The sequence below is a fragment of the Streptomyces sp. 1114.5 genome (genome assembly GCF_003635085.1).
GTDB lineage: Bacteria > Actinomycetota > Actinomycetes > Streptomycetales > Streptomycetaceae > Kitasatospora.
The window spans coordinates 4,863,947-4,889,693 of the sequence record NZ_RBXE01000001.1; the positions used below are offsets into that span (position 1 = coordinate 4,863,947).

The window sequence follows — 25,747 nt, forward strand, 5'->3', positions numbered from 1 at the left end:
CGGGGACCTGCGTTCTCCCTCCCGCACACCGCTCCGCCCGCCCGGCACACCACAGCAGGAAGACCAGCAATGTACGAGCAGCCCACCCTGAACCGCCGCCGCTTCCTGCGCAGTTCCGCAGCCACCTCGGTCGGCCTCCTCACCGCGCCCACCGCCGTGAGCCTGCTGGCCGCCCCGCAGCGGGCCGCCGCGGCACCCGTCGGCCCCGTCCCGGGCGCGGCCTTCGTGGACTCCTACGCCACCAACACGATGGCCGACCTCACCCCGGAGGGGAACGCCGCGGTGCGCATCCTCACCGGGATGAACCGGATCTGGCACACCGGCACGTCCTGGAACGACGGTTCGCCGCTGATGGCCGACGTGCTGCGCGCCAACGTGCGCTACTGCGTGGAGATCACCACCGAGCGCACGGCGGACCAGGCCAAGGAGGCGTTCATCTACGACCGCCAGCACCAGGGCTACGCCGTCATCGCCGGCCTGGGCCCGCTCGCCGACCTGTACCGCACCGGTGCCCGGGCCGTCACCTCGATCACCACCGCGCCCGACTCCACCCCGCCCGCGAAGATCGACGACGCCGTCCCGGCCGGCGCGCCCGCCGGGTCCGCGATCGGCCCCGGGGCCGTCGACTCGGAGCTGGGGCAGGTGGTCACCCTGGTCAACACGCTGCGCGGACCGTACGCCTCCGGCAACCCGGCCAAGTACGCCTACCGCTACCCGCGCCCGTGGCGGATGAACGAGGACAGCGCGGTGGTCGACACCGGCGCCACCGACGCCCTCGGCTACCCGGTCTACGCCTCGGACGTCGTGGTCGCCCCGCAGCTGCTGCGCCAGCGCAGCAACTCCCCGGCGGACGACGGCGGCTTCGTGAGCGGTCACACCAACGCCTTCCACCTGTCCGCGCTGGCCCTGGCCTACGCGGTGCCCGAGCGCTTCCAGGAGCTGATCGCCCGGGCGTTCGAGCTCAGCCACACCCGGATCATGTCCGGGATGCACTCCCCGCTCGACGTCATCGGCGGCCGCACGCTCGCCACCGCGCTCGCCGCCGCCACCCTCGCCGACCCGCGCAACGCCACCCTCAAGGCCGCCGCCCGCAGCCAGGCCGCCGCGTACTTCCGGTCGAAGACCGGCAGCACCGCCGACACCCTGTACGCCTACGCCCACCGGGCCACCTCGGCCGAGGACCCGTACGCCGACCGCGAGGCCAACGCCGAGCAGGTCACGCCGAAGCTGACGTACGTCCTGCGCCGCAGCGGCCGGGACGTCCCGATGACCGTCCCCAAGGGCGCCGAGGTCCTGCTGGAGACCCGCCTGCCCTACCTGGACGCCGCCCAGCGCCGCGAGGTGCTGCGCACCACGGCCCTGCCCTCCGGCTACGTCCTGCTGGACGGCCCGGAGATGTGGGGCCGGCTCAACCTGTTCGCGGCGGCCGACGGCTACGGCGCGTTCGAGCGGGACGTGACGGTGGAGCTGAACGCCGCCGACGGCGGGTTCTGTGCGGCGGACGCGTGGCAGAACGACATCGCCGGCCCCGGCGGTCTCACCAAGCGCGGCACCGGGACGCTGACCCTGACCGGCACCAACCGCTACACCGGTGCCACCGTGGTGGCGGGCGGAGTCCTGGTGGCCGGGTCCCGCGACGCCCTCGGACGAGGCAGCGTCCAGGTCCGCGGCGGCACGCTGCGGGTGGACGCCGAGCGGGGTGCCGTCCGGGTGCACGGCGACCTCCTCCAGGCCGCCGGGACGGGCCTGGAGCTGACGCTGTACCACTGCCACTCCCCGGCACTGACGGTCGCGGGCCGGGTGACGCTCGGCCGGGGCACCCAGCTCCTCCTGCAACTGCCGGACACCCTCGACCCGGACGAGGACGTGGTGCTGCCGCTGCTCAACGGGCGTACGCTGCAAGGCGAGTTCGGCAGCATCACCGTCGACGCGGACGGGTACGAGGTGAGGCCGCTGTACTCCCACGACGGTCTCGCGGTGCGGTTGACCCGCTGCTGAGCACTCCTGTGCGCTGCTGAGCACACCCCGTGCGCTGCCGAACGGACCGCGTGCTCCCGAGACCGAGGAGGCACAACCCAATGACCGTCGCCGCGACCAACTGGGCCGGGAACATCACGTTCAGGGCCGAGCGGTTCCACGAGCCGCGCTCCGTGGCCGAGTTGCGGCGGATCGTCGCGGGCGCCCGGTCCGTGCGGGTCCTCGGGACGGGGCACTCGTTCAACGCGATCGCCGACACCACGGGCGACCTGGTGTCCGTCGCCGGCCTGCCCCGGGTGGTCGAGCCGGACGAGCGGGCCGGCACGGTCACGGTCAGCGCCGGGATGCGGTTCGGCGAAGTCGCCGGGGTGCTGGACCGGGTGGGGCTCGCGCTGCACAACCTCGGGTCGCTGCCGCACATCTCGGTGGCGGGCGCGTGTGCCACCGGCACGCACGGCTCGGGGAGCGCCAACGGCTGCCTCGCCACGGCGGTGCGCGCCGTCGAGCTGGTCACGGCGGACGGCGCCCTGGTGACGATCGAGCGGGGCGCCGCGGAGTTCCCCGGGTCGGTCGTGGCCCTGGGCGCCCTCGGCGTGGTCACCCGGCTGACCCTGGACGTGGTGCCGGCGTTCGAGGTCCGGCAGTGGGTCTACGAGGGCCTGCCGACGGCCGTGCTGCGCGAACGGTTCGACGAGATCATGGCGGCGGCGTACAGCGTCAGCCTCTTCACGGGCTGGCGGACGGACCGGATCGACCAGGTCTGGCTCAAGCAGCGGGGAGGCCCCGACGCCCCCGGGGCCTGGCTCGGCGCGGTGCTCGCCGACGGCCCGCGCCATCCCGTGCCGGGGTGTCCGCCCGAACCCTGCACGGGACAGCTGGGCGTTCCGGGCCGGTGGCACACCCGGCTCCCGCATTTCCGGCCGGACTTCACGCCGAGCAGCGGCGACGAACTGCAGTCCGAGTACTTCGTCGCCCGCACCGACGCCGTCGCCGCGTTCGACGCGCTGGACGCCGTCCGGGAGCGGATCGCGCCGGCCCTGCAGATCGGTGAGATCCGCACGGTGGCGGCCGACGCGCTCTGGCTCAGCCCCGCCTACCAACGCGACTGCGTCGCCTTCCACTTCACCTGGCACCCCGATCCGGTGGCCGTGGCGGACGCGGTCGAGGCGGTCGAGCAGGCGCTGTCCGCCTTCGCCGCCCGCCCGCACTGGGGCAAGGTCTTCCGCACGGCGCCCGAGGCGATCCGGGATTCCTACCCGCGGTGGGAGGACTTCCGGAGGCTGCTGGCAGAGTTCGATCCGGCGGGCAGGTTCCGCAACGGCTTCCTCGCCCGTCACTTCCCCGCCGGATAGTGCGCCAGGCGCGCAACCGGTCGGTCCTGAGCCGCCGTGAGGGCCCGTTGTGATGTTTTCAATTCTTCGCGCAGGTACGGATCGGAGCCGGTGCACCGAGAAGTGACGCGCAATCAGTCGCGAGGAGTCCTCAACTGCCGCAGAAGTGCGGGTTTCCCGGCAGCCGGGCGTCGGAGCCGTGCGCCCGTCGCCCCACCTCAGGAGCGCTCCGAGGTCTCGAACTCCCTTGGCACGGAAGGCTCCTGGCTTCGGCAGCCGTGCGTCCGCCGGTCGTAGTCCGCTTGATGCGCCCGGATCTCCTCCGTGTTGGCGAGGGCCCAGGCGTACAGCCGGCCGAACGGCTCGCACAGGGACTCGCCGAGTGGCGTGAGGGAGTACTCGACCCCGACGGGCGAGGTGGGCAGCACCCGGCGCATGATCATCCCATTGCGCTCCAGACGGCGCAGGGTCTGGGTCAGGACCCGCTGGGTCACGCCGTCGATGCGGCGCTTGATCTCGTTGAACCGCCGGGGCTCGTCGAGCACCGCCATGACCGTCATCGACCACTTGTCGGTGATCTGGTCGAGGATCGGGCGGGCGGCGCCATCGGAGCAACAGACGGGGTTTTCGGTGGTCATGGTCCCCCAACATCCACGGGACACGGCTGCAGCCTTGGGAGGATGCGAGTGTCCCAGGCTGTGCGTGATGTACGTGATGCGCATGATGCACGTGATGTACGCAAGATATGCGATGCGTGTGATGTGCCCATGATGTTCATGGTGATGAGGGCCTGTCAATTCCCGGCGGGCCCGGACCCGGACATGACCGGAACCCGCCGGGTGCCCCGCGGTCACGCGACGGTCGGCAGCTGGTTCGGCAGCTGGTCCGGGAGCGCGAACAGCAGGTCGTACAGCGGCCGGCCAGTACCGTGCCAGATGGACAGCGCATAGACGCTGATCGGGTAGTGGACCCAGCGTGGCGGCGCCCACACCGTGCCGCGCACGGTGTTCCCCTGGTTGCTCGTGTCGAGGCTCGACGGCACGTCGCCGGCCGCGACGAGCAGGTCCCAGCCCCGCCGCGGGACGGCGAACTCCGCCTCGACCAGGTCACCACGCAGACTCGCGCGCAGGATCGTCGTCGCCGCGAGGTCGAGGGTCAGCGCGCTGTCGACCAGGACGCGGTCGACCTCGAACCCGGAGCCGGCCAGCCGGCTGCACAGGTGGTCGACGGCTGCGTGGAGCAGATCGGCGGTGGCGCGTTCGGTGCGCACGGCCCGGCACAGCAGCGCCTGGTAGTGCACCTCCTCGGGCACCACGGCCTGGTTGCCGATGACGGTCTTCAGCAGCGCCATGTCCAGGGCGGACGGGTCCCGGTAGACGACGGCGACGTCGCGGGCGACGGCCCGCAGGAACGGGTCGGTGCAGTCGTCCAGCAGGAACGACCACAGGTACCGGCACAGTTCGACCATGCGGACGCCCGTGGTCGCGTGGAGGACGCGCAGTGCGCAGCGCAGCAGGATCTTCTGGAAGAGCGTCATGGACACCCGGAACTCCATGCCGCGCACCCACTCCTCGGCCGTCATGGCGGAGTGCCCGACGACGACGTCGGCGACGAGTTCGGGGTTGGTGATGTCGGCGGGCATCCAGCGCGTCCGCAGGGCGTGCTCGTCCTGGAAGGCCTCGCGCGAGTAGTCGGTGTTGTTCAGCAGCAGCAGCGGATAGATCACCGGGGATCCGCCTGCGGTCAGCACCTCCTCGATGCCGTCGAGGTACGAGTCGAAGGTCTCGCCGGGCAGGCCCCAGATCAGGTCGGTGTAGGTGGGCACGTCGAGTTCGCGGAAGCGGGACAGCAGCCGGCGGTAGTGGTCGGTGCGGATGTTGGCGCGGTTGGCGATCTTCAGGACGTCCGCGTCGAAGGACTGTGCGGACAGCGTGATCGCGCCGGTCAGCTCGGCGGCGTGGAGCATGCTCGCGATCTCCACGATGCGCTCGTTGCCGTTCTTCGCCCAGTTGGTGCTGACGATCAGGCGCTTGCCGTGGCGCCGGCTGAGCTCCACGATGTGCTCGGCGATCTGCCGGTCGCGGGCCAGGATGCCGAAGTTGGCGTCCGCGATGAACAGCGTCGCGTCCATGGGCATCAGCCGGATCAGCCGGTCCAGCTCGGCGAAGATCCGCTCCAGGTCGAACTGGCGGACCTTGGAGTTGGTCGCGCCGCCCCAGTAGCAGAAGGCGCACCCGTACGGGCAGCCCCGGTTGGTCTCGTAGACGATCATGGACGAACCGGTGATCTCCTCATCGGAGTACACCGGGGTGAGGATCGGCGAGACGACCCGGTCGAGGTCGGTGATGCGCTCCGCGTCCGGCGTGGTCACCACCGAGCCGTCGCGCCAGTAGCTGATGCCGGGAACCGCGGCGAGGTCCCGGTCGGTCAGGAAGGCGTGCAGCAGGTCGCGAAAGCGCAGTTCGCCCTCGCCGTGCACCAGTACGTCCAGCCAGGGTGCCTCGGCGAACAGCGGCTCCTGCTGGTAGCTGACGTCGTTGCCGCCGACCACGACGCGGCAGTTCGGCCAGCGCTCCTTGACCTGGCGGGCCAGCTCCAGGGACTGGGCGCGGTTCCAGAAGAACACGGTCAGGGCGACGACGAACGGCTCGTCCCAGGTGTCGAGCAGCTCCTTCGTGGCCTGCTCCCCGCCGCTCTGCTCGCGCACGTTGATCTCGAAGTCGCAGGCCGCGTCGAGGACGGGGTCGGCGACCGCGGTCGCCTTGAGGTAGCCGAGCGTGATGCTGTACCGGACCCCCTGCATCGCGGTGAACTCGACGAGCTGGACGGCCCTGCGCCCGTCGGGCACCGGTGCCGGCTGCTCGCCGACGTGGGCGGCGTCGTTCGTGTCGATGGTGGAGGTCATGACTACCCGTCCGTTTTCCTGTGCCGTTCACGTCGGCGTAAGGCCCCGGCTATTCGGGCTGCCGGCGGCTGCCAACATTTCCAGCGCCGGGCAGTGCCGTCAATAACGCACTCCCGGCACCGTAGGTATCCCCGGGGATACCGGTGCCATTTGAGCTTTATTTGAGGCTGGACCGCGAATGCAGGTCGTCATTGACGGCCCTGGGGGCCCGATGTAGCGTCAGCGGCGAAACACCCGGTGGCGTGCCGACAGGCCTCGGAGTGCTCGGGTGACGAACCCCCGGGATTCATCTGGTGGAAATCCGGCTGTTATGGGGAGAGTGGTATCGGTGCGCTTCGGGCTTTCTTTTCTTCCTGACTGCACTCCGGAGACGAAAACTCCGCAGGCCTATTTCAGCGATGCGCTGGAGTTGTCGGTCCAGGCGGAGGCGGGTGGTCTGGATTCGGTCAAGATGACCGAGCACTATCTCCACCACTACGGCGGCTACTGCCCCAGCCCGCTGGGCTTCCTGTCCGCGGTGGCCGCTCGGACGAGCTCGGTCAGGCTGATCACCGGATGCGTCCTCCCGGTCTTCCACCACCCGATCCAGTTGGCGGCGGAAGCCGCGCAGGTGGACGCGATCAGCGGTGGCCGGCTCGACGTGGGGTTCGCCCGGGCGTACCTGCCGGACGAATTCGACGCCCTGGGCGTGGAGATGGACGAGAGCGTCGACCGGTTCCGCGAGACCATCCGCGCGGTGCGGCGGATCTGGACCGAGGAGAAGGTCAGCGAACAGACCCCGTTCTTCTCCTACCGCGACGTGACCGGACTGCCGCGGCCCACCCAGCAACCGCACCCGCCGATGTGGGGCGCCGCGGTGCGCACGCCGGAGAGCTTCGGCTGGCTGGGCACGGAGGGACTGGGGCTGCTGATCACGCCGATGATCTCGCCGCACGAGTTCCGCGACCAGCTGACCCTCTACCGCGACGCCTTCGAGGCGGCGCACGGCGGTTCCGGGCTGCGGCCCCGGGTCACGGCCAGCCTGCCGCTGGTGGTCGCGGAGACCGACGAGCGCGCGGCCGAGATCGCCGAGACCTACCTGCGCCGTTACCTGGACGTGTGGGCGGAGGCCGTGAGCCCGTGGGACCGGAGGGAGTCCACCGCCTACCGCGGCTACTCCGGGTTCGGCTGGATGCTGCGCGGCATGCAGCCGCGCAAGCTCTACACCGAGGGCGGCGCGATCGTCGGATCGCCGGCCACGGTCGTCGACCGCATCCGCGCCTTCAACGAGTCCATCGGCGGCGTCGACCAGATCCTCTGGCAGGTCGATTTCGGCGCGATGCCGCTCCCCGAAGCTCGGCAGACCCTGGAGCTCTTCTGCGACCGGGTCCTGCCGGAGGTGAAAGCACTCTGACCCTCGGTGGCGGCCCCGATGTGGGTGTGGGCCGCATCGACCTGACGACGGAAGGGAGGTGAAAGACATGGAGGACTTCGACAACCTGGTGCTGGAGGACAGCGCCTTCGAGCTGGTGGACCTGGGCGAGGTGGTGCCTGCTTCGGTGACCGCCGGCTACGGCCTCACGGAGCTGTCCGCTTCCGGCGGCGCCAGCAGCTGCTGCTGCTGCTGCCCGTGCTGCTCCTGCACCTGATCCGGTGCTCGGCCACGACACACGCGCTTGTGACACGAGATCGGCGGAGGAGGTGAAAGACATGGAGGACTTCGACAACCTGGTGCTGGAGGACAGCGCCTTCGAGCTGGTGGACCTGGGCGAGGTGGTGCCCGCTTCGGTGACCGCCGGCTACGGCCTCACGGAGCTGTCCGCTTCCGGCGGCGCCAGCAGCTGCTGCTGCTGCTGTCCGTGCTGCTCCTGCACCTGATCCGGTGCTGATCCCCCAGCACATGTGCTCTAGCCGGTGCGTGTTCATCAAAGGGGACCGGGTGGCTCTCGGTCCTTCCTGCTGGCCAGTCATCAATGAGTTCGCAAAGAAGCGGTGGTCATGGGAGTCGATGTCGAGCGGGTACGGCCGCGACTGCGCGGGGACGTCTACGTCATGCGCGTTCCGGAGGGTGCGTACATCCGCAGCAACCTGGGCGGGTCGATGCTCAAGGGCGCGTCGACCTACGAGTTCATCCAGCGGATCGCGCCGATGCTGGACGGCACCAGGACGCTCGGCGAACTGTGCGCCGTCGTGCCGGAGCCGAGCCGCGCCGCGGTGGCGAAACTGATCACGCTCCTGCTCGCCAAGGGGTACGTCAAGAACGTGCTGGACGACCGTCCGCACACGCTGTCCGGCGAGCTGGCCGCCACCTACGCGGCCAACATCTCCTTCATCGAGTACTTCACCGACTCACCCGAGCTGCGCTTCGAGACCTACCGAGAGAGCCCCGTCGTGCTGGCCGGATCCGGCCCGCTGCTGCAGGCCCTGGCCCACTCGCAGCTGCGCGCCGGTGTGCGCACGGTCCCGCTCGCGCCGTTCGGCGAGTCGCCGTTCGACCGTGACCGCGTCGCGGAGCACCTGGACGCGTCCCGGGCGCAGGACCCGGAGCAGCGGATCGTCTACCTGGACGCCGACGCCCAGCGGCTCGACCGGGTGACCGCGGGCGCCGCCATGGTGCTGCACGTCGCCGACCGGCCGATGATCGACCGCGCCCGGCGGCTGCCCGCCGCCGCGGTCGCCGCGGGGGCCGCATTCGCCCAGGCGGTCGTCTCGGGTGACGAGGCCTGGGTCGGCCCGGTGATCGGCAGCAGCGACGACGCCACCGCCTGGGACTCGGCATGGCGTCGACTGTTCGCGCTCACACCCGACCTGGCCGGCGCGGATCTGCGGGACCACCCCGAGGCGGCCCCGAGCGAGTTCCTGCGCGGCCCCACCGTCGCACTGGTCGCCAACCAGCTGTGCTTCGCGGCCTTCCGCCACCTCACCGGCATCGACGAGGGCGCCGGGGCCGACCACCTGGTCCGGTTCGACCTGGAGACGCTGGAGACCTCGAAGCACGCGTTCCTGCCGCACCCGCTCGCCCTGCCCGTGGTTCCCGACGACCCGGCACGGCTCGCCGCCCTGGCGGCCGCGGCGCCCGTCGACGACGAGGAACTGGCCCGCCGTGCGGTGGAGTTCGTCGACCCGCGGACCGGTGTCTTCGCCGAGGTCACCGAGCGCGACTACGAACAACTGCCGCTGTTCGTCAGCGAGGTCGTGGTCTCCGACCCGGTCGGCCTGGCCGGCGGTCCGTTCCCCGTCCACGGTTGCGGCGAGAGCGTGGTCGAGTCCCGCCAGCGGGCGGTCCGGCAGGCGGTCGAGCGCTACGCGGCCGTCATGGTCGACTCCCGCAAGGGCGACCGGCTGCACGGCCTGGACGTGCTGACCGGTGAACCGGTCGCGGTCGACGCCGCGGAGGTCTTCCCCGCGCGGACCGCGGCCTCCGGGAACGACTGGTCCGACGCCGTCCGCGCCGCGGTGGTCGCAGCGGCCAACGACACCGTGGCCGCGGCACTGGCGACCGCGACCGGACCGCTGCCGCGGCTGGACCCGGCCGCCGCGGAGCTGACCCCGCGCGGTGAGCGCTACCGGAAGCTGCTGGAGATCGTCGGCCAGTCGTACCAGGTCCACGACCTGTCCGAACTGGTCGGGCTGCCCACGTTCGCGTTCACGACCCTGGCGGGCACGGTCGCGTACGTGAGCGACCTGGACGCCGCCGTGGCGCTGGAGCAGGGGCTGGAGCGGACGCTGCTCGCCTACCAGGCCCGGGCCACCGACCAGCCCGGCTACGCGCCGGCGCCCGTGCCCGAGCTGCCCGCGCACCTGCGCGGGCCCGCCGCCCCGGGTACGGCCGCCCCGGGTACGGCCGCGGCGCCGCTCCGTTCGGTGACCCTGGACGAGGTCGTGGGCAGGCTGGCGGGGGAGGGCGGCCGGGTGGTCGCGGTCCCGCTGGACCACGATGCCGCCCTGGCCCGGCTGTGTCCGTTCGTGGCGCGTGCCGTGGTCGTCCATGGCTGACCAGCCGCAGGTGCTCCGCGAACCGCAGCAGGTGGTCGTCGGGCCGTGGGCGCCGGGCTGCCCGGAGTGCCTGCGCACCCGACGCGCCGCCTCGGCCTCCACCGAACGCACCGCCGAGATGGCCGCCGGGACGGCCACCGGGACGCTCGCCGCGGCACCCGACCGGGACCTGCCCAGCTTCCTGGCCGACACCGTCGCCGGGCTGGCCTCGGCCCGGCCCGGGGCGCAGCGGTTCTGGATCGTCGACACGGCCACGCTCGCCCTGTCCCGCCACTCCTTCCTCACCGATCCGCACTGTCCGGCGTGTTCGGTGCTCCCGGCCGACACCGAGCAGGGCGCGAAGCCCGTCCGTCACGCGCGGCCCAAGCCGTCGCCCGGGTCGAGCCGCCTGCGCCCGCTGGACCAGGACGCACTGCGGGCGACCTACGTCGACGCGCAGAGCGGCCTGATCCCCTCGGTCACCTCCTACACCCGGCACGCCTTCCCGTTCACCGGGGCCGTCCTGGCCGTGCCCGGCGCCTCGACCGAGCCGGCCGGCTACGGCCGCACCCGGGACTTCGCGTCCGCGTGGTCCATCGCGGTGGCCGAGTCGCTGGAACGGCTCGCCGGGTACGGGCCGGCCAAACGGACCGGCGTCCGGGCCGGCTACGCCGACGTGGCCGACACCGCGATCGATCCCCGCACGCTCGGCCTGTACCCCGACGACCGGTTCCTGGTCCCGGACTTCCCCTACCGGGAGTTCACCGAGGACGCGCCGACCGACTGGGTGTGGGGCTACTCCTTCGGCCGCGACCGGCCGGTGCTGGTACCGGAGAGCTTCGTCTACTACCGGGCGCCGATGCCCGACGGCGAGCGCCGGTTCGCCTGCGAGATCTCCAGCGGCTTCGCGCTCGGCGGCTGCTACGAGGAGGCCGTGCTGCACGGTGTCCTCGAAGTCGCCGAACGCGACGCCTTCCTGATGGCCTGGTACGGGCGGACCCCGCTGCCCCGGATCGACCTCGCCACGGTCCCCGACCGCCGGATCCCCTTGGTGGCCGAACGCATCGAGCGCCAGGGGTACCGGGTGCACGTCTTCGACACCACACAGGACCACGGGATCCCGTCGTTCTGGACCCTCGCCGAGGACGTCAGCGGCACCGGACGGCCCAGGGCCGTGTCGACCGGCGGCAGCGGGCTGCGTCCGGCCGAGGCGATCCTGGCCGCGCTGCACGAACTGAGCCAGACCGTCGAGTACGTGACCGTCCTCGCGCTCGACCCGCAGTGGAGCGAGCGGGCCCGGCACCTGGCCGAGCACCCGGACGACGTCGTGTCGATGGCCGACCACCTGCTCTGCGCGGCCGACCCGGCCACCTTCGACCGGTACTCCTTCCTGCTCGACGACCCGGTGACATCGACCTGGCAGCAGGGACTCCAACGCTGGCACTGGCCGAGCAACGCCGACATCGGTGCGGACCTCGACGAGGCCGTGCGGCGTTTCGCCGCGGCCGGCCTGGACGTCGTCGCCGTCGACACCACCTCCATGGAACAGACAGCGGGAGGCTTCAGATGCGTCAAGGTGATGGCACCGGGTTCGGTGCCGATGACCTTCGGACACGCGGCGCGGCGGGTGACCGGGCTGCCCAGGCTGCCCGAGGTGCGCAATCCGCACCCGCATCCCTTCCCGTGATCGAGGCGACCGTGAACGATTCAGACCTGAGCCGGCACGGGGCCGGCGTCGGCCGGGAGTTCCTGCGGGTCAGCCTGGAGGACCTCGCCGAGGCGATGGAGACCCGGCAGTCGGAGTACGCCAACCCGGACGAGCCGCTGAAGTTCAAGATCTACCGCGGCCGGCCCCGGCGCCCGCTGACCACCAGGGTGCCCAGGGAGCTGGGCGGCGTCGAGGCGTTCGACGCGTCGGCGCTGTCGACGCTGCTGCACTACGGCTACGGCATCTCCCGGCAGGAGTTCGACACCAACGGGACCTGGCCCTACCACCGGATGGTCGCATCCGCACGCTGCCTGTTCGCCATCCAGCTGTACGTGTGCCTGGCCGACGGCGTCTACCACTACGACGCCCCGCACCACGCGCTGGTGCTGCTGCGCGAAGGGGACCACCGACAGCTGCTGTCCAGGGCGACCGGCACCGCGGGGGAGCTGCCGGAGGCCGTGTTCGTGCTCTCCGGGCTGTTCTCCAAGGCCGCCTACATCTACCGCGACTACGCCTACCGGCTGTGCACCCAGGAGGCCGGTCTGCTCACCGGGAACCTCGACCTGGTCGCGCGGCCCATGGGGCTGCGGGCACACGTGCACCACCAGTTCCTGGACGAGCCGGTGAACAAGCTGCTGGGGCTCGACCCCGACGAGGAGCCGGCGCTCGTGGTCCTGCCGCTCCACCTCGCCGGCACCGGTGCAGCTGCCGAGGCCGGAATCCGGCGCCGCGAGGGCACGGAGACGGCGGCGGCACTGGCCGCGACCATCGACCCGATCGAGCCGTCCGTGGTCCGCAGCGGACTGGACGTCGTGCAGGCCTGTCCGCGGCTGACGGCGGTCAACCGCGCGTCCTTCCGCACCGACACCGCGGGTTTCGCGACGGCCGAACCGCCGGATCCAGTTGTACCTGCCGTACTCGGTGCCGAGCCGCTCGCCCTGCCCGCGACCGAGGTGCCGGAGGTGAACCTGGCGGAGGTGCTGCGAGCCCGCGACTCCGGTCCCGGCATCTTCCGGCCGGTCGCCTCGCAGGTCGACGGCCTCGAACTGTGGGCGCGACTGGCCCGGCTCCGCACGGGGGTCAGCAGCGACGCCGTCCCGGCGGGCGCACCGGTGCCAGTGGAGGTCTTCCTGACCGTCGGTGACCTCACCGGCGTACCGGCCGGCTGCTACCGGCTCGACCGGCACACCGGCGCACTGCACCCGGTCGGCCCGGCCGACCCCGGCCCGGACGCCGTCACCGCGATCGAACGCGTCACCATCCCCGGCCCGGTCTTCAAGGACATGAACGCCGTCATCCATCTCGTCGTCGACCGCGACTGGGCCTTCGACACCTTCGGCGACCGCGGCTACCGGGTGCTCAACCAGGAGGCCGGACTGCTCGCGCACCGCGTGTGCGTCGCCGCCGCCGCACAGGGCCTCTCCGGCCGGATCGTCAACGCCTACCACGCCGAGGGCGTGCGCACGGCGCTCGGACTCACCGAGCCACGCCACTCCCCGCTCTTCCAGATCCTGCTGGCCAGGACCGGACCGGGCGGCCGCGTGATCGTGCCCGTCGAGCCGGAGGCGGCGGAATGACGGACGCACAGCGGGACGCACCGAGGGACGCCGGCTCCGAGCCGGCCCGGTACGTGCCCGGCCCGGCCGCCGTGGTCCGCCTCGCCGGCAGCCCGGTCGCCGCCCTGGAGGGACTGCGGTGCACACGGAGCTGGCGCACCGCCACCGCGCTGGTGCCGCTGCGCGCCGAGATCGCCGCCGAGGCCGACGAGCTGTCGAGGCTGCTGCACACGGCGATCGGTGCCACCGGAGACGGCGTGCTCAAGGCCCGGCTCGTCGCCGTGCGCAGGGCCGTGCACCGCGGCCGCCGGGTCGACCCGGCACGGCTGGCCGACGTCCCCGCCGACCTGGCGGCCCCGGTCCGGGCGTGGACGGCACGGGTCGCCGAGCGCGACCGCCTCATGGCGGCACTGCCGGAGCACCTCGAACAGGACTGGGCCGCGAGCTACGAGGCCCTGCTCGAAGCCGCTCGGCTGCCCGCCTTCCAACTCGGCCTCGTGCACGCCAACCCGGACGTGTTCCTGGCCCTGCGGAAGTGGTTCGACACCGGCCGCGCACCGCAGCGCCAGACCGTGCTGCGCCTGGCGCAGTACCTGGCCCGTTCCGCGGCGAAGACCAGCCCGTACTCCACGTTCACCAGCAGTGGCCTGGCCGCCTGGGGCCGGGCCGAGGAGATCGTCGAGCCGGCCGGGCGACCGGCCGCGGGGCGGCCCGCCGCGGTGACCGCGACCGAGGTCAGCGTCGGATCGCTGCACCGGATCGCGCGGGCCGTCGGCGAACGCCCGGAGCTCCTCGGCGGCTGCCGGATCCGGATCAACCCCAGCGCCACGGTCTTCGACGGCGCCCTGCTGTTCCTGGGCCGCCGGCCGGGCGAGTACGTGCACGGCCTCGCACTCACCCCGACCCTGCGCCGGGTGCTGCAACTGGCCGCGGACGGGAGCACCTTCGACGACCTGCGGGGCACGCTGCTGGCCCTGGCGGCCGAGGGGAACCAGGTCGACGTGTTCCTGCGCCGGCTGGTGACGCTGGGCCTGCTGGAGCTGGTCCCGCCGCTCGCCGACCAGTCCGCGGACCCGGTCGCCGACCTGCGCGCCTGGCTGCACCGGCGCCGCCGACCCGGTCTGGAACGGCTGGACCGGACCCTGCAGGAGCTGGCCGAGGCGCTGTCGAGCTACCCGACGATCACCGAACCCGGCGACCGGGTCGCCGTCCGCGACGCCGTGGTCCGCACCCTGGACACCGCACTGCGCGAGGTCGGCGACCACGCCCACGCCCACAACCCGAAGATGGCCCAGGAGTTCGGCCGGTACAGCTTCTACGAGAACGCGGTGCACCCCGGAACGGCAGCCGTGCTGGACCGGGAGAGCTGGCGACCGCTGCTGGACGACCTCGACGCGGTGCGCACCCTGCTCGGCCTGATCGGTCCCGACCTGCCGTTCAAGCTCACGCTCGGCTCGCTGTTCCGGAGCAGGTACCCGGCCGGCGCGCAGATCCCGCTGCTGGTTTTCTACCGGGACGTCCTGGCCGAGCAGTCCGCCGCCGTCCCGGGCCCGGCCGGGCGCGGCTCGCGCCTGGCGCACAGCCGGTTCGCCGACGCCGACAGCCCGGTCGAGGCCGTGCGCGAGCTGCACCGCCTGCGCACCGCCGGAAAGCGCCTGCTGGGCGAGCGGACGCCCGACCGGGACGGCGTGGTCCGCGTCGACCCCGAGGAGGTGCGCAAGCTGGCCGGGGAATGGCCGGAGTGGGTCCGCACACCGACCTCGCTCGCGGTCTACTGCCAGCTCGCCGACGCCGCGCACGGCCCGGAACTGGTGGTCAACAGCATCGGATGCGGCTTCGGCCGCGGCCGCAACCGGGTCCGGCAGATCATGGACGTGCTCGACCTGCACGCCGGCGTCCCGGACGAACCGGGGCCGGCCGCGGAGCACGACGGCGTGCTCTTCGCCGAGTTCGAGGCCGTGGCCCGCTCCGCCGTCAACGTCAGGAAGCCGGGAGTGCGGCTGGTCGTCGACTACCCCGGTGTGCGCAGCACGCGCGCGGACGAGGACCGGCTCCCGGTCAACGACCTCCACGTGGAGTGCGGCGAGGACGGGCTGCTCGCGCTGGTGTCGCGGCGGCTGGGCAGACGGATCTGCCCGGTGCACCCCGGCCTCGGCGCCGACCGGCTGCTGCCGCCCGCCGCACGGTTCATGATCGAGGCCTTCGGCGAGTCCAACACCTGGTTCGGTGCGCACACCGAGCTCAGGATGACCGCCGACCCGCGCACGGACGACGGCGTGCGCCACCTGCCCCGGCTGATGGTGGGCAACGTGGTGCTGCGCCGCGCCATGTGGATGACCCGCGCGGACCGGCTGCCCCGACGGGCCGACGCCGAGACCGGCGCGGCCTGGATGCTGCGGACGGCCGCCTGGCTGGCCGAACACGGCATCCCCGAGCGGTGCTTCGTCACCGTCCTCGACCCGGCCGCCCTGGGCGGGGGCGGGAACGGCCGGGGGCCGAGCAACGACACCAAACCGAACTACGTGGATTTCGCGAGCATGCTGCTGCTGCTCGGTTTGGAACGCCGGCTCGCCGAGCCGAACGCGATCGTGCAGATCAGCGAGATGCTGCCGGATCCCGGCCAGGTCCGCGGCGAGCACGTGGCGGAGTACATCGTGGAACTGAACGAGCCCGGAGTCACCTATGCCTGACACGTCCGAGATGCCTGACACGCGCGAGCTGTCCGAGACGACCGAGATGCCTGAGGTGCCTGAGGTGGTGTCTGCGCACACATGGGTCAGCGCCCACCTCTTCTACCACGGCGACCAGGACGCCGTGATCGTCGGCGCCGTGAAGCCCGCCGTCGAGCGGCTGGGCCGGGCCGGACTGGTGGACGGCTTCTTCTTCCTCCGCTACTGGGAGGGCGGCCCGCACGTCCGCGTGCGGTTGCGCACCCGGCCGGAGCACGTACAGGAGGTCCGCTCGGTCATCGAGGAGTCAGCCGCGGAGCTCTACCGCACCCTGCCGTCGACGTCCACGCTGACCGAACAGGCCTACGCCGAGTCCGCGGCCGGACTCGCCGCCCTGGAGCGGATGGCCGACTACGACGCGGTGCTGCACCCGGACAACTCGGTCGCGTTCATCGACTACGTCCCCGAGACCGCGGCGTTCGGCACCGGTCGGTCCCTGGAAGCCGTCGAGAAGCAGTTCATGGCGTCCAGCGTGCTGGCGCTCGAACTGATCGCCCGCGGCCGGACCCCGGGGCAGCGCGCCATGGACGCCTTCGCCATGCTGGCCGCCAACCGTACGGTCTTCACCGGCATCCTGCCCGAACTCGCCTACCAGGCACGGTTCATGGTCGAGAGCGGCGGCACCGCGGCCGAACTGCTGGGAGCGCCGGACTTCGAGCGGCACTTCGAGGCCAACAAGCCCCAGCTGCGCGCCTCCCTGGAGCAGGTGTGGGCGGCGACCAGGGGAGTGGCGCTGCCGGACGCGTCGGTGGCCGGCAGCTGGCTGCGGACCGTGCGCGAGGCCAACGACACCCTGGTGGAGCTGGAGTTGCTGGGCCGGCTGGACGCCTACCCCGACTTCGAGGCCCCGGCCGACGTGCTGCAGCACATCAACCACCTGGTCCCGCAGCTGATCGTGGAGCGCTGCACCCACCTGATGTGCAACCGCCTCGGCATCAGCCTGGCCCAGGAGTCCCACCTGCGGCTGCTGCTGACCAGGACCGCCTTCGACCTGTGCGCGGTGTGACCCCCATGAGCGACGAGGCGACCCGCTACCAGGAGAGCGTGCACACGCCGACCGAGGTGGCGAACCCGGAGGCGTACCCGCCCCGACTGGTCAAGAGCTACCCGGGCGCACCACGGCACCCGCTGCCCTGGCCGCCCGAGAAGTCCGCGCACCGGCTGGGCGGGCTGCTCGCCGAGCTCGGCGGCATCACCCGGTCCCAGTGGCTGACCCCGCTGGACATGCTGCCGTTCACCGACAGCTTCGAGGCCATCCCGGACGACGATCCGCTGCAGTGGCTGGTGACCCGGCGTCCGACGCCGTCGGGGGGCGCCCGGTACAGCGCCGAGTGGTACGTGATCGCCGGACCCGACTCCGAGGCCCCGACCGGCGTCCACTACTACGACCCGGCCCGGCACGAGCTGGTGCGCCTGCGGTCGGGCGACTACCTGGGCCGGGTGGCATCCCGCCCGGCCACCACCGTCCTGGTGCACACCAGCGTCTTCTGGCGGCTGGCCGCCAAGTACGGCGAGATGTACTACCGGCTCGCCTGCCTGGAGGCCGGCATCCAGGTGGCCCAGGCGCTCGTGGTCGGGGCCGACGAGGACGCCACGGCCCGGCTGTGCTTCCCCGACGCCGACCTCACCGAACTGCTGGGGCTCGACCCGAGGGCGGAAGGGGTGCACGCCGTCGTCGAACTGGTCGCCCCGGTGCCCGCCGCGTTCGAGGGCCCCTCGCTGGCCGCCTTCCCGCGCGCCCTCGCCGCGCACGCGTCCGTGCTCCGGCAGAGCCGGCCCGCCCCGCAACCACTGCCGTCCGCGCCCGCCGGAGAGGCGCCCGCCGGGGAGGCGCCCGCCGGGGAGGTCGGGCGGATCGCCCTGCCGCACGCGGCCGTGGACCTGCGCGCCGGCACGCGGACCCGCCACGCGGCGATGCGCGGCTTCAAGGGCGAGACCCTGCCGATCGGCAGGCTGGCCACGATCCTCACCGCCTACGGGCGGCAGGAACGCTGGGACCTGCCGGCCAACCTGGTCGAGTTCTACTGCGTCATCGCCGACGTGGCCGGCGTCCCGGACGGCGCGTACCGCTACCTTCCCGACGAGCACTGCCTGGAGCTGGTCTCCGAGGGCGACCCGCGCCGGCGGCTGCGCGAAGCCGCGCTGGCCGCGCTCACCCAGCAGGGCGCCCGCACGGCGAACCTGTGGCTGCTGCCGGTGGGCGACGCCGAGGCGGCCGAGGAGCGGTTCGGCCCCCGCTGGTACCGCGTGCAGCAGGCCGCCGCCGGCGCCGCACTGCACCGGGCCTGCCTCGCCGCCGCGGCCGTCGACGTGGCCGGCCGGATCCAGAACGACGTGCTCACCCACCTGCTGGACGCCTGGTTCGGCCTGGACGGGCGCAAGCGCAGCCTGCTGGTGGCGCAACTGGGCACCGAGCACCCCGCCGGGCTGCGCCCCGAGTTCCGGCTGACCTGGTGAGGGGGACCACACTCGTGAGCGACACCGTCCTCGGTGAGGGCCTGCTGGCCGACGCCATCGCCCGGCGCCCACCCTCGATGCTGGTGGTGGCGCGCGACGGCTGGGACACCGGCGACTGGACCGCGGCGCACGACCGGGGCGAGCCGTGGCTGCCGGTGTGGACCGAACTCGACCGGGTGGTGATCGGCCCGCTGGTCCGGCCCGGCGAGCGCGGCTGCGCCTGGTGCGTGCAGACCTGGCGGGCCGCCGCGCCCGAACGCACGCCCTGGACGGCCGAACTGCGCGCGGACGACCGGATCGCGACCAGCCCGTCCGGCTGGCTGTCCGGCTTCGCCGCCGAGGCCGTGTGCGAGGTGCTGCACTCCGGCATCGCCGCGGACTGCTGCTGGTACCTCGACCTGCGCGACCTGTCGCTGACCCGGCACGCGTTCCTCCCGGACCCGCTGTGCGCGGTCTGCGGCGCACTGCCCGAGGACACCGCGGAACGGGCCGTGATCGTGCCCGCCGCCCGGCCCAAGCCCCGGGCCCGCTCCAGCCGGATCCGCGAACTCTCCGAGTCCCGGCTGACCGAGCTCTACGTGGACGCCGAGACCGGGGTGGTCGCCCCGCCGCGCGGCATGCGCGACTCGATGGTCCCGCTGACCGAATCGGTCCTGGCCGAGTACGGCTACCGGGGCGAGGCGGGGTTCGGACGCACCCGGGACTTCGCCTCCAGCCGGGCCACCGCGGTCGCCGAGGCACTGGAACGGCTCGGCGGCCAGTGGCCCTGGGGCAAGCGGACCGTCGTGCGCGGCAGCTACGCGGAACTCGCCGGGGACGCCCTGGACCCGCGCTCGCTCGGCCTGCTCGCCCCGGAGCGCTACCTGGAACCGGACTGCGCCCACCAGCCGTTCACCGAGGACGCCGTGGTGTCCTGGGTGTGGGCCTACTCCTTCGGCCGGGCCCGGCCGGTGCTCGTGCCGGAGACCCACGCCTACTACCGGACGCAGTTCCAGCCCGGGGCCCGGGCGGACAAGCCGTTCACCTTCGAGATCTCCAACGGCTGTGCGCTCGGCGGCTGCGTCGAGGAGGCGGTCCTGCACGGGATCCTCGAAGTCGTGGAGCGCGACGCGTTCCTGATGACCTGGTACGCCAGGCTGCCCGTCCCCGAGGTGGACCTCGCCCGGGCACCGGACCCGCGCATCCGGCTGCTCGTGGAACGCATCGAGCGCACCGGGTGCCGGGCGCGGGCCTTCGACATCACCCTGACCGAGGGGATCCGCGCGTTCTGGGTCCTCGCCCAGGACACCACCGGCGACGGCACCCGACCGAAGGTCGTCTGCACCAGCGGCTCCGCGCTGGACCCGGTCGCCGCCGTGCTCACCGCCCTCGGCGAGCTGGCGCCGATCGTCGAACAGGAACAGGCCAGGTACCCGGCCGAGGCCGAACGGGCCCGGCGGATGGCCGCCGACCCCGAACTCGTGCGGATCATGACCGACCACTCGCTGGCCAACGCGACGCCCGAGGCGTTCGACCGCTTCTCCTTCCTGCTCGACGGCGACCGCCTGACCGGCTGGGACGAGGTGATCGCCAGCAACCCCTGGCCGCTCAACACCGACCTGCGGGACGACCTGACCGAGGCCGTCGACCGGATGCTGGCCGGCGGCATGGACGTCGTGGTCGTCGACCAGACCTCCCCCCTGCACCGGGCCGCCGACCTGCACTGCGTCAAGGTGATCGTGCCCGGCGCCCTGTCCATGACCTTCGGCCACCGCAACCGGCGCACCGCCGGGCTGCCCCGGCTGCGGGAGGTGCCCCACCGGCTCGGCCACGCGCCGCGCCCGCTGACCGAGGCCGACCTGAACCCCCACCCCCACCCGTTCCCATGACCGCCCACGCCACCACCTTCGCAGTACGCGTCGCAGGCCTGCCCGCGGACGTGGTCGACCGCCTGGTCGACCACCGGCTGCGGCGCGAGCTGGTCGCGCTCTCCCGCACGGCGGCCGAACTGACCGCCGACGCCGCCGCGCTGTCCGACCGCTGCCACGCCGTGATCGGCGCGCTGCCCGACCCAGCGGCCAAGCCCCGGCTGGTCGCGCTGCGCCGGACGGTCCACCAGCTGCGCGATCCGGCCCGGCTGCTCGCCGAACCGCCGGTCGCCTCGGCCCTCGGCGTCGAACTCACCGCGGACATCGCCGAGTTCGGCCGAAAGCTGGGCCGGTACCGCGCCGACCGCGCACAGCTGCCGACCGTACTGGCCGAAGCCACCAGGGCCGTCGACGCGGCCCTGCGCGAGATCGGTGCGGACCCCCGGTTCGACCAGGGCCTCGCCCACGCCAGCCCCACCCTGCACACGGTGCTCCGACGGCGGCCCGGGCGGGCGGAGTTGATCCGGCTGGCCGGCTACGCCGCGCGCGCCGCCGTCAAGACCAGCCCGTTCAGCACCTTCACCGCCGGCGGCCTCGGCCGGTTCGTCCCGGACGGTCCGGCCCTGCACTGGGCCGCGACCGAGCCGGCGCGCTCGATCGTCGAACTCGACCTGTCGGTCCTCACCCCGCTGGCCGCCGCCGCGACCGAGCCGACGGTCCGGGTCAACCCCAGCGCGCGCCTGGAAGCCGACACCGTCCGCTTCCTCGGCCCGGCACCGGCGGAGGACCTCCTCACCCTGCCGCTGACCCCACCGCTGCGGCACTGCCTGCGCGCCGCCGCCGGCCGTCCGACCCTCGCCGCGCTGGCGGCGGGCTTCCCCGCGCCGCCGGAGCAGACGGCCGGGTACCTGCGCTCACTCCTCGCGAGCGGACTGCTCCTGCTCCAGCCGGACTTCGACGACCACGGCATCGATCCGATACGGCAGTTGGCCGAGCGGATCCCCGCCCTGGCCCCGGTCCGGGAGCAACTGCGGTCGTACGCCGGCGCGCAGGGAGCCGACCGCGTCCTGCTCGGGCAGGCGCTCCACGAGCAGCTGAACGGCCTCGGCATCACGGGCAAACTGCGGGACGTGGTGACCGAGCAGTCGGTCATCCCCGGAACCGTGGTCGAGGCGGGCCTGCCGTCCTGGCAGGAGGCCCTGGACGACCTGGCCCTCGCCTGCCGGCTGCTCGCGGTCTTCGACTGCACGCTGCCGTTCAAACTGGCGGTCGCCGCGTTCGTCCGCGAGCACTACGGCACTGGGGCGCGAGTCCCGTTCGACCGCTTCTACGCGGACCTCCTCCGCGACGGCGACGAGGTCCGACGGCTGCACCCCGCCGCGATCGCCTTCGACCCGACCCCGGCCGCGACCCTCGCGGCCGGCCCGGTCCCGGAGGTGCGCCGGCTGGTGGACCTGATCGCCGAGGTCCGGCGCGCGATGCCGGACCGTCAGCGGATCGAGAAGGTGCTCGCCACGCTGCCGGCCTGGGTGCGCCCGGTCGGCTCGGTCGCCGTCTACGCCCAGCGCGACGGCGAGGAGCTGATCGTCAACGCGGTGAACTCCGGCTTCGGCCGGGCCCGTTCGCAGCTGCGCCGACTGCTGCGCCACCTCTCCGACGACCCGCTCCCGGTCGACGTGGTGCACCCGGGCGCACCGACGTACGCCGAGTTCACCCAGACCCTCGCCACCTCGCTCAACCAGCGCGAACCGGCCCTGCCGGACCGGCTCGACTACCCGCCACCCGCCCGGCTGACGGTCGGCGTGGACGGCGACGGACTGCCGGCCTTGTTCGACGGCGGATCGATCGTCCGTCCGGTCCACGGCGGACTGTCCTACGAGCGGCAGCTCCCGCCGGTGATGGCGCTGCTGATCGAGGCGTTCGGCGAGAACCCCCTGCTGCTGCGGCCCGACCAGCCGCTCCAGCACGACGCGAGCGCCGGAACCGGGCAGGGCCGCCTCCTGCACGCGCCGCGGCTGAGCATCGGACGCGTGGTACTGCGGCGGGCCACCTGGGTGGCGCAGCCGGGCACACTGCCGCGCCGCGCGGCCGGCCAGTCCGACGCGGACTTCCTGCTCGCGCTGACGGCCTGGCTGACCGAACACGGCCTCCCCCTGCGGTTCTTCGTGTCCGTGCTGCGGACCGGCGCCTCCGGGGCCGGTCCGTTCGCGGGCGACCGCAGCCGCAAGCCGGTGTACGTCGACATCGGCTCGCCGCCGCTCGTCCTGGCCTTCGAGCGACTGGCCAGGGATCCGGCGAGCGCGGCCGTGTTCCAGGAGGTCACGCCCGGGCCCGAGACCGCACTCCTCGACCACCAGAAGGTGCCGAGAGTGACCGAGTACGTCATCGAGCTCAACTGCCGAGGAGACCAGGAATGACCGAGACCCCGTGGCGGACCGTGAACGTGTTCCACCACGAGCACGACCGCACCGCTCTGCTGCTCGACGCGGTCCGCCCGTTCATCGCGCGGGTGGCCCCTTCGGTGCAGCGGGTGTACTTCCAGCCGCACTGGCGGCGCGGGCCGCACGTCCGCATCCCGATCCAGGCGAGCCCCGAGGTCTTCGACGAGGTCGTCGCACCGGCCGTGGCCGGCGTGTTGGAGCCCTACCTGCGGGCGCATCCGTCGACGGTCGTCCTCGACGAGGGGGCGGCCCACGCCCAGCACGTCCGGCTGGCCGCGCAGGAGTGCGAACGCGGGCTGCTGACTCCGTGGGCGCCGAACAACACCGTCGAGACCGAGCCCCACGACCGGCGCGAGCACGTGCTCGGCAGCCCGGCCGCGGCAGACCTGCTCGCCGACTACTACGTCGACACCAACGACCTCGTGTTCGACGTCCTCGACTGGATCCGCGGCGGCGGCTCGAAGATGGCGCTCGCGGTGGACCTGTTCATCGCGGCGGCGAACCGGTTCCTCCCGCCGGTGACCTACGGCTACATGTCCTACCGCGGGCACGCCGACGCCTTCCTGGCGAAGATGCCCGACGGCCTGCGCGAACGCTTCGACGGGATCTACGAGGCCAACGCCGAGACCTTCCGGCAGCGGGTCGTCGAGATCACCGGCGCCGCGGACCACCACGAGGTCGTGCCGTTCAGCGCCCTCCTCGACACCCTGCTCCGCTACCGCAACCAGGCCGACGGGCTGATCGGCACCGGCGGGCTGGCGCTCGACACCGACCCGAACGGCGAGCCGGAGGACTGGGGTTCGAGCTGGAGCGCCTGGTCGGACCGCAGCCCGTTCCACCGGGCGCTCGGCAGCCACCGCCCGGCGGCCGACCAACTCGGCGGCTGGAACACCTTCAAGCAGTACCGGGTCGTCCTCAACTGGCTCTACCTCACCATGAACCGGATCGGCATCGGCGAGCTGGAACGCAACCTGATCTGCCACGTGGTCTCCCGGGCCGTCGAGGACGTCCACGGCGTGACCGCGATGGGCCGGATCGAGGACCTGATCGGTTTCGTCGACAGCGGCGGCCGCCTGTGACCGGCTCGCGCACCCGCGTTCAGAGCCAGCCGCGGGTGCGCGCGATCGTGGCCGCCTCGGTCCGGTTGCGCGCACCCAACTTGGCCATCGCACTGGACAGGTAGTTGCGGACGGTCCCCTCGGCCAGGCACAGGCGCGCCGCGATCGCGGCATTGCCGGCCCCCTCGGCGACCGCCCGCAGCAGCTCGCGTTCCCGCTCCGTCAGCGGATCGGCCGCGTCCCAGGCGGCCACCGCCAGTTCGGGCGCGACCACCCGCTCGCCCGCGTGCACCCGGCGCAGCGCCGCCGCCAGCTCACCGATCGGCGCGTCCTTGAGCACGTACCCGGCCACCCCCGCATCCACCGCGCGCCGCAGGTAGCCGCTGCGCGCGAACGTGGTCACGATCAGCACCCGGGTCGGGTCGCCCAGCCGGTTCAGCTCCACGGCCAGGTCGAGACCGGTACGGCCGGGCATCTCGATGTCGGTCACCAGCACGTCCGGCCGGTGCTCGCGCACCGCGAGGAGGGCGTCGTCGCCGTTGGTCGCGGTCGCCACCACCGTGATGTCCGCCTGGAGGTCCAGCAGGGACGCGAACGCGCCCAGCACCATGCCCTGGTCCTCGGCCAGCACCACCCGGATCATCCGGCCACCGCCTTCGGCACCGTGATGGTCAGCGTCGTCCCCGCCGACCCGGAGCGCTGCACCGCGCCGCCGAGGCGCGCGACCCGCTCCCGGAGCCCGGTCAGCCCCGTGCCCTCCGCGGCGTCGCCGCCGATCCCGTCGTCCGCGATCACCAAGCGCACCCTTTCCCCGTCCGTGTCCAGCCCGATGCGGCAGGTGGAGGCCCGCGCGTGCCGGGCCACGTTCGTCACCGCCTCCCGCAGCGCCAGCCCCAGTTCGTGCTCGGTCGCCGCGACCAGGGCCGGCTCCTCCGCGCAGCTCACCTGCAGGGCCACCCCGGTCCCGGCCAGCGTACGCCGGGCCACCTCCAGCTCCGCGCGGATGCTGGTCCGCCGCCAGCCGGTGACCGTGCTGCGCACCGCGGCCAGCGCCTCCCGCGCGTTGCGCTCGATCTCTTCGGCCTCGGCGCGCGCCCGCTGCGGATCGGCGAGCACCAGCTCCTTGGTGAGCTGGGCGCGCATCACCACGGCGGTCAGCGAATGCCCGAGCAGGTCGTGCAGGTCACGCGCGATCCGTTCGCGCTCCGCCAGCGTCGCGAGCAGTTCGACCTGCGAGGTCCGCAGCCGCTGGTTCTCCAGCTCCTGCCGACGGTCGCGCTGCTGGAGTTCGAGCAGCCCGACCACCCAGACCATGACGAGCGCCGACGCGAAGCCCAGCAGCCGGTAGAGGAGCGGCACCTGCGACAGCAGCGCCGTGACGCAGTCCAGGACGGTCAGCGCGGTGAACCACCGCCGCGCGACGGGCCACGGCAGCGCGTTGCCCGCGGCGGCCGCGGCGTAGATGAACAGCACGCTCGCGGCGGCGTTGAACGGCGTGGCCAGCGCGCCGAGCACGGCCATCGGGACCAGCGACGCCCAGAGGTTCCACCCGGACGGGCCCCGCAGCAGGGCCAGCGCGTACAGCAGGACCGTGGCCGCGCACACCGTGATCGTCAGCGGCCACTCCCACCACGCCGGGTCCGGCGAGAAGTACGGCTGCGCCGGCAGGAACAGCAGGTAGCCGAGGTAGATCCACTCCCAGGTCCGCAGCCGCTCGGCCACGGACCGGGCGGCGGTGCCGTCGAAGTCGCTCGTGTTCACGTCTCGTCCAGGTCGGTTCCGAT

Annotated in this window: 18 protein-coding genes; 14 read left to right on the forward strand and 4 right to left on the reverse strand. The window is 72.8% G+C overall.

Translation table 11 applies throughout. The annotated features are described in order from the left end of the window. Window positions 1–69 precede the first annotated feature (69 nt). On the forward strand, window positions 70–1,998 hold the full coding sequence (locus BX285_RS21615) for a phosphatase PAP2 family protein (RefSeq protein WP_121176542.1): 1,929 nt from the start codon (window positions 70–72) through the stop codon (window positions 1,996–1,998). Between the two features lie 80 nt (window positions 1,999–2,078). Then, the gene (locus tag BX285_RS21620) at window positions 2,079–3,329 is read left to right on the forward strand and encodes an FAD-binding protein (protein WP_121176545.1); all 1,251 of its coding nucleotides are present in this window, start codon (window positions 2,079–2,081) and stop codon (window positions 3,327–3,329) included. A 197-nt stretch (window positions 3,330–3,526) separates the two neighbouring features. On the opposite strand, the gene BX285_RS21625 is transcribed toward BX285_RS21620, so the two are convergent. Next, window positions 3,527–3,946, reverse strand: coding sequence for a helix-turn-helix domain-containing protein (locus BX285_RS21625; protein ID WP_097239501.1), 420 nt, complete (start codon window positions 3,944–3,946; stop codon window positions 3,527–3,529). 212 nt (window positions 3,947–4,158) lie between these two features. Next, a complete protein-coding gene (locus BX285_RS21630; RefSeq protein WP_121176547.1) occupies window positions 4,159–6,213 on the reverse strand; it encodes a radical SAM protein in 2,055 nt (684 codons plus the stop codon). Window positions 6,214–6,541: 328 nt separating this feature from the next. Between BX285_RS21630 and BX285_RS21635 the strand changes: the two genes are divergently transcribed. The 12 genes from BX285_RS21635 to BX285_RS21690 all read left to right on the forward strand — a co-directional run bounded on the left by BX285_RS21635 (window position 6,542) and on the right by BX285_RS21690 (window position 23,984). Continuing rightward, window positions 6,542–7,606 carry an LLM class flavin-dependent oxidoreductase gene (locus BX285_RS21635; RefSeq protein WP_097239503.1) on the forward strand — a complete coding sequence of 355 codons (1,065 nt, stop codon included), beginning with the start codon at window positions 6,542–6,544 and terminating at the stop codon, window positions 7,604–7,606. A gap of 67 nt (window positions 7,607–7,673) precedes the next feature. Beyond that, on the forward strand, window positions 7,674–7,841 hold the full coding sequence (locus BX285_RS21640) for a thiomuracin/GE37468 family thiazolyl RiPP peptide (RefSeq protein WP_097239504.1): 168 nt from the start codon (window positions 7,674–7,676) through the stop codon (window positions 7,839–7,841). 61 nt (window positions 7,842–7,902) lie between these two features. Further along, the gene (locus BX285_RS21645; RefSeq protein WP_097239504.1) at window positions 7,903–8,070 is read left to right on the forward strand and encodes a thiomuracin/GE37468 family thiazolyl RiPP peptide; all 168 of its coding nucleotides are present in this window, start codon (window positions 7,903–7,905) and stop codon (window positions 8,068–8,070) included. Between the two features lie 120 nt (window positions 8,071–8,190). Continuing rightward, window positions 8,191–10,188, forward strand: a complete 1,998-nt coding sequence (locus BX285_RS21650) for a hypothetical protein (protein WP_121176550.1) — start codon at window positions 8,191–8,193, stop codon at window positions 10,186–10,188. Beyond that, entirely contained in the window at window positions 10,181–11,854 is a 1,674-nt protein-coding gene (locus BX285_RS21655) for a TOMM precursor leader peptide-binding protein (RefSeq protein WP_183107127.1), read from the forward strand. The genes BX285_RS21650 and BX285_RS21655 overlap by 8 nt, the downstream gene beginning before the upstream one ends. 11 nt (window positions 11,855–11,865) lie before the next feature. Then, on the forward strand, window positions 11,866–13,452 hold the full coding sequence (locus BX285_RS21660) for a SagB family peptide dehydrogenase (RefSeq protein ID WP_183107128.1): 1,587 nt from the start codon (window positions 11,866–11,868) through the stop codon (window positions 13,450–13,452). Continuing rightward, window positions 13,449–16,121, forward strand: a complete 2,673-nt coding sequence (locus BX285_RS21665) for a lantibiotic dehydratase (protein WP_121176559.1) — start codon at window positions 13,449–13,451, stop codon at window positions 16,119–16,121. Before BX285_RS21660 ends, BX285_RS21665 begins: the two co-directional genes overlap by 4 nt. A gap of 67 nt (window positions 16,122–16,188) precedes the next feature. Next, window positions 16,189–17,166, forward strand: a complete 978-nt coding sequence (locus tag BX285_RS21670; protein ID WP_179852986.1) for a thiopeptide-type bacteriocin biosynthesis protein — start codon at window positions 16,189–16,191, stop codon at window positions 17,164–17,166. A gap of 5 nt (window positions 17,167–17,171) precedes the next feature. After that, a complete protein-coding gene (locus BX285_RS21675) occupies window positions 17,172–18,617 on the forward strand; it encodes a nitroreductase family protein (protein WP_121176562.1) in 1,446 nt (481 codons plus the stop codon). Between the two features lie 14 nt (window positions 18,618–18,631). Next, window positions 18,632–20,485, forward strand: a complete 1,854-nt coding sequence (locus BX285_RS21680; protein ID WP_121176565.1) for a TOMM precursor leader peptide-binding protein — start codon at window positions 18,632–18,634, stop codon at window positions 20,483–20,485. Next, window positions 20,482–22,881, forward strand: a complete 2,400-nt coding sequence (locus BX285_RS21685) for a lantibiotic dehydratase (protein WP_121176567.1) — start codon at window positions 20,482–20,484, stop codon at window positions 22,879–22,881. The genes BX285_RS21680 and BX285_RS21685 overlap by 4 nt, the downstream gene beginning before the upstream one ends. After that, a complete protein-coding gene (locus BX285_RS21690) occupies window positions 22,878–23,984 on the forward strand; it encodes a thiopeptide maturation pyridine synthase (RefSeq protein ID WP_121176569.1) in 1,107 nt (368 codons plus the stop codon). Before BX285_RS21685 ends, BX285_RS21690 begins: the two co-directional genes overlap by 4 nt. Window positions 23,985–24,003: 19 nt before the next feature. On the opposite strand, the gene BX285_RS21695 is transcribed toward BX285_RS21690, so the two are convergent. Together BX285_RS21695 and BX285_RS21700 are read right to left on the reverse strand one after the other, a co-directional pair. Beyond that, window positions 24,004–24,606 carry a response regulator transcription factor gene (locus BX285_RS21695; RefSeq protein ID WP_097239514.1) on the reverse strand — a complete coding sequence of 201 codons (603 nt, stop codon included), beginning with the start codon at window positions 24,604–24,606 and terminating at the stop codon, window positions 24,004–24,006. Further along, window positions 24,603–25,724, reverse strand: a complete 1,122-nt coding sequence (locus tag BX285_RS21700; protein ID WP_183107129.1) for a sensor histidine kinase — start codon at window positions 25,722–25,724, stop codon at window positions 24,603–24,605. Before BX285_RS21700 ends, BX285_RS21695 begins: the two co-directional genes overlap by 4 nt. Between the last annotated feature and the right edge of the window lie 23 nt (window positions 25,725–25,747).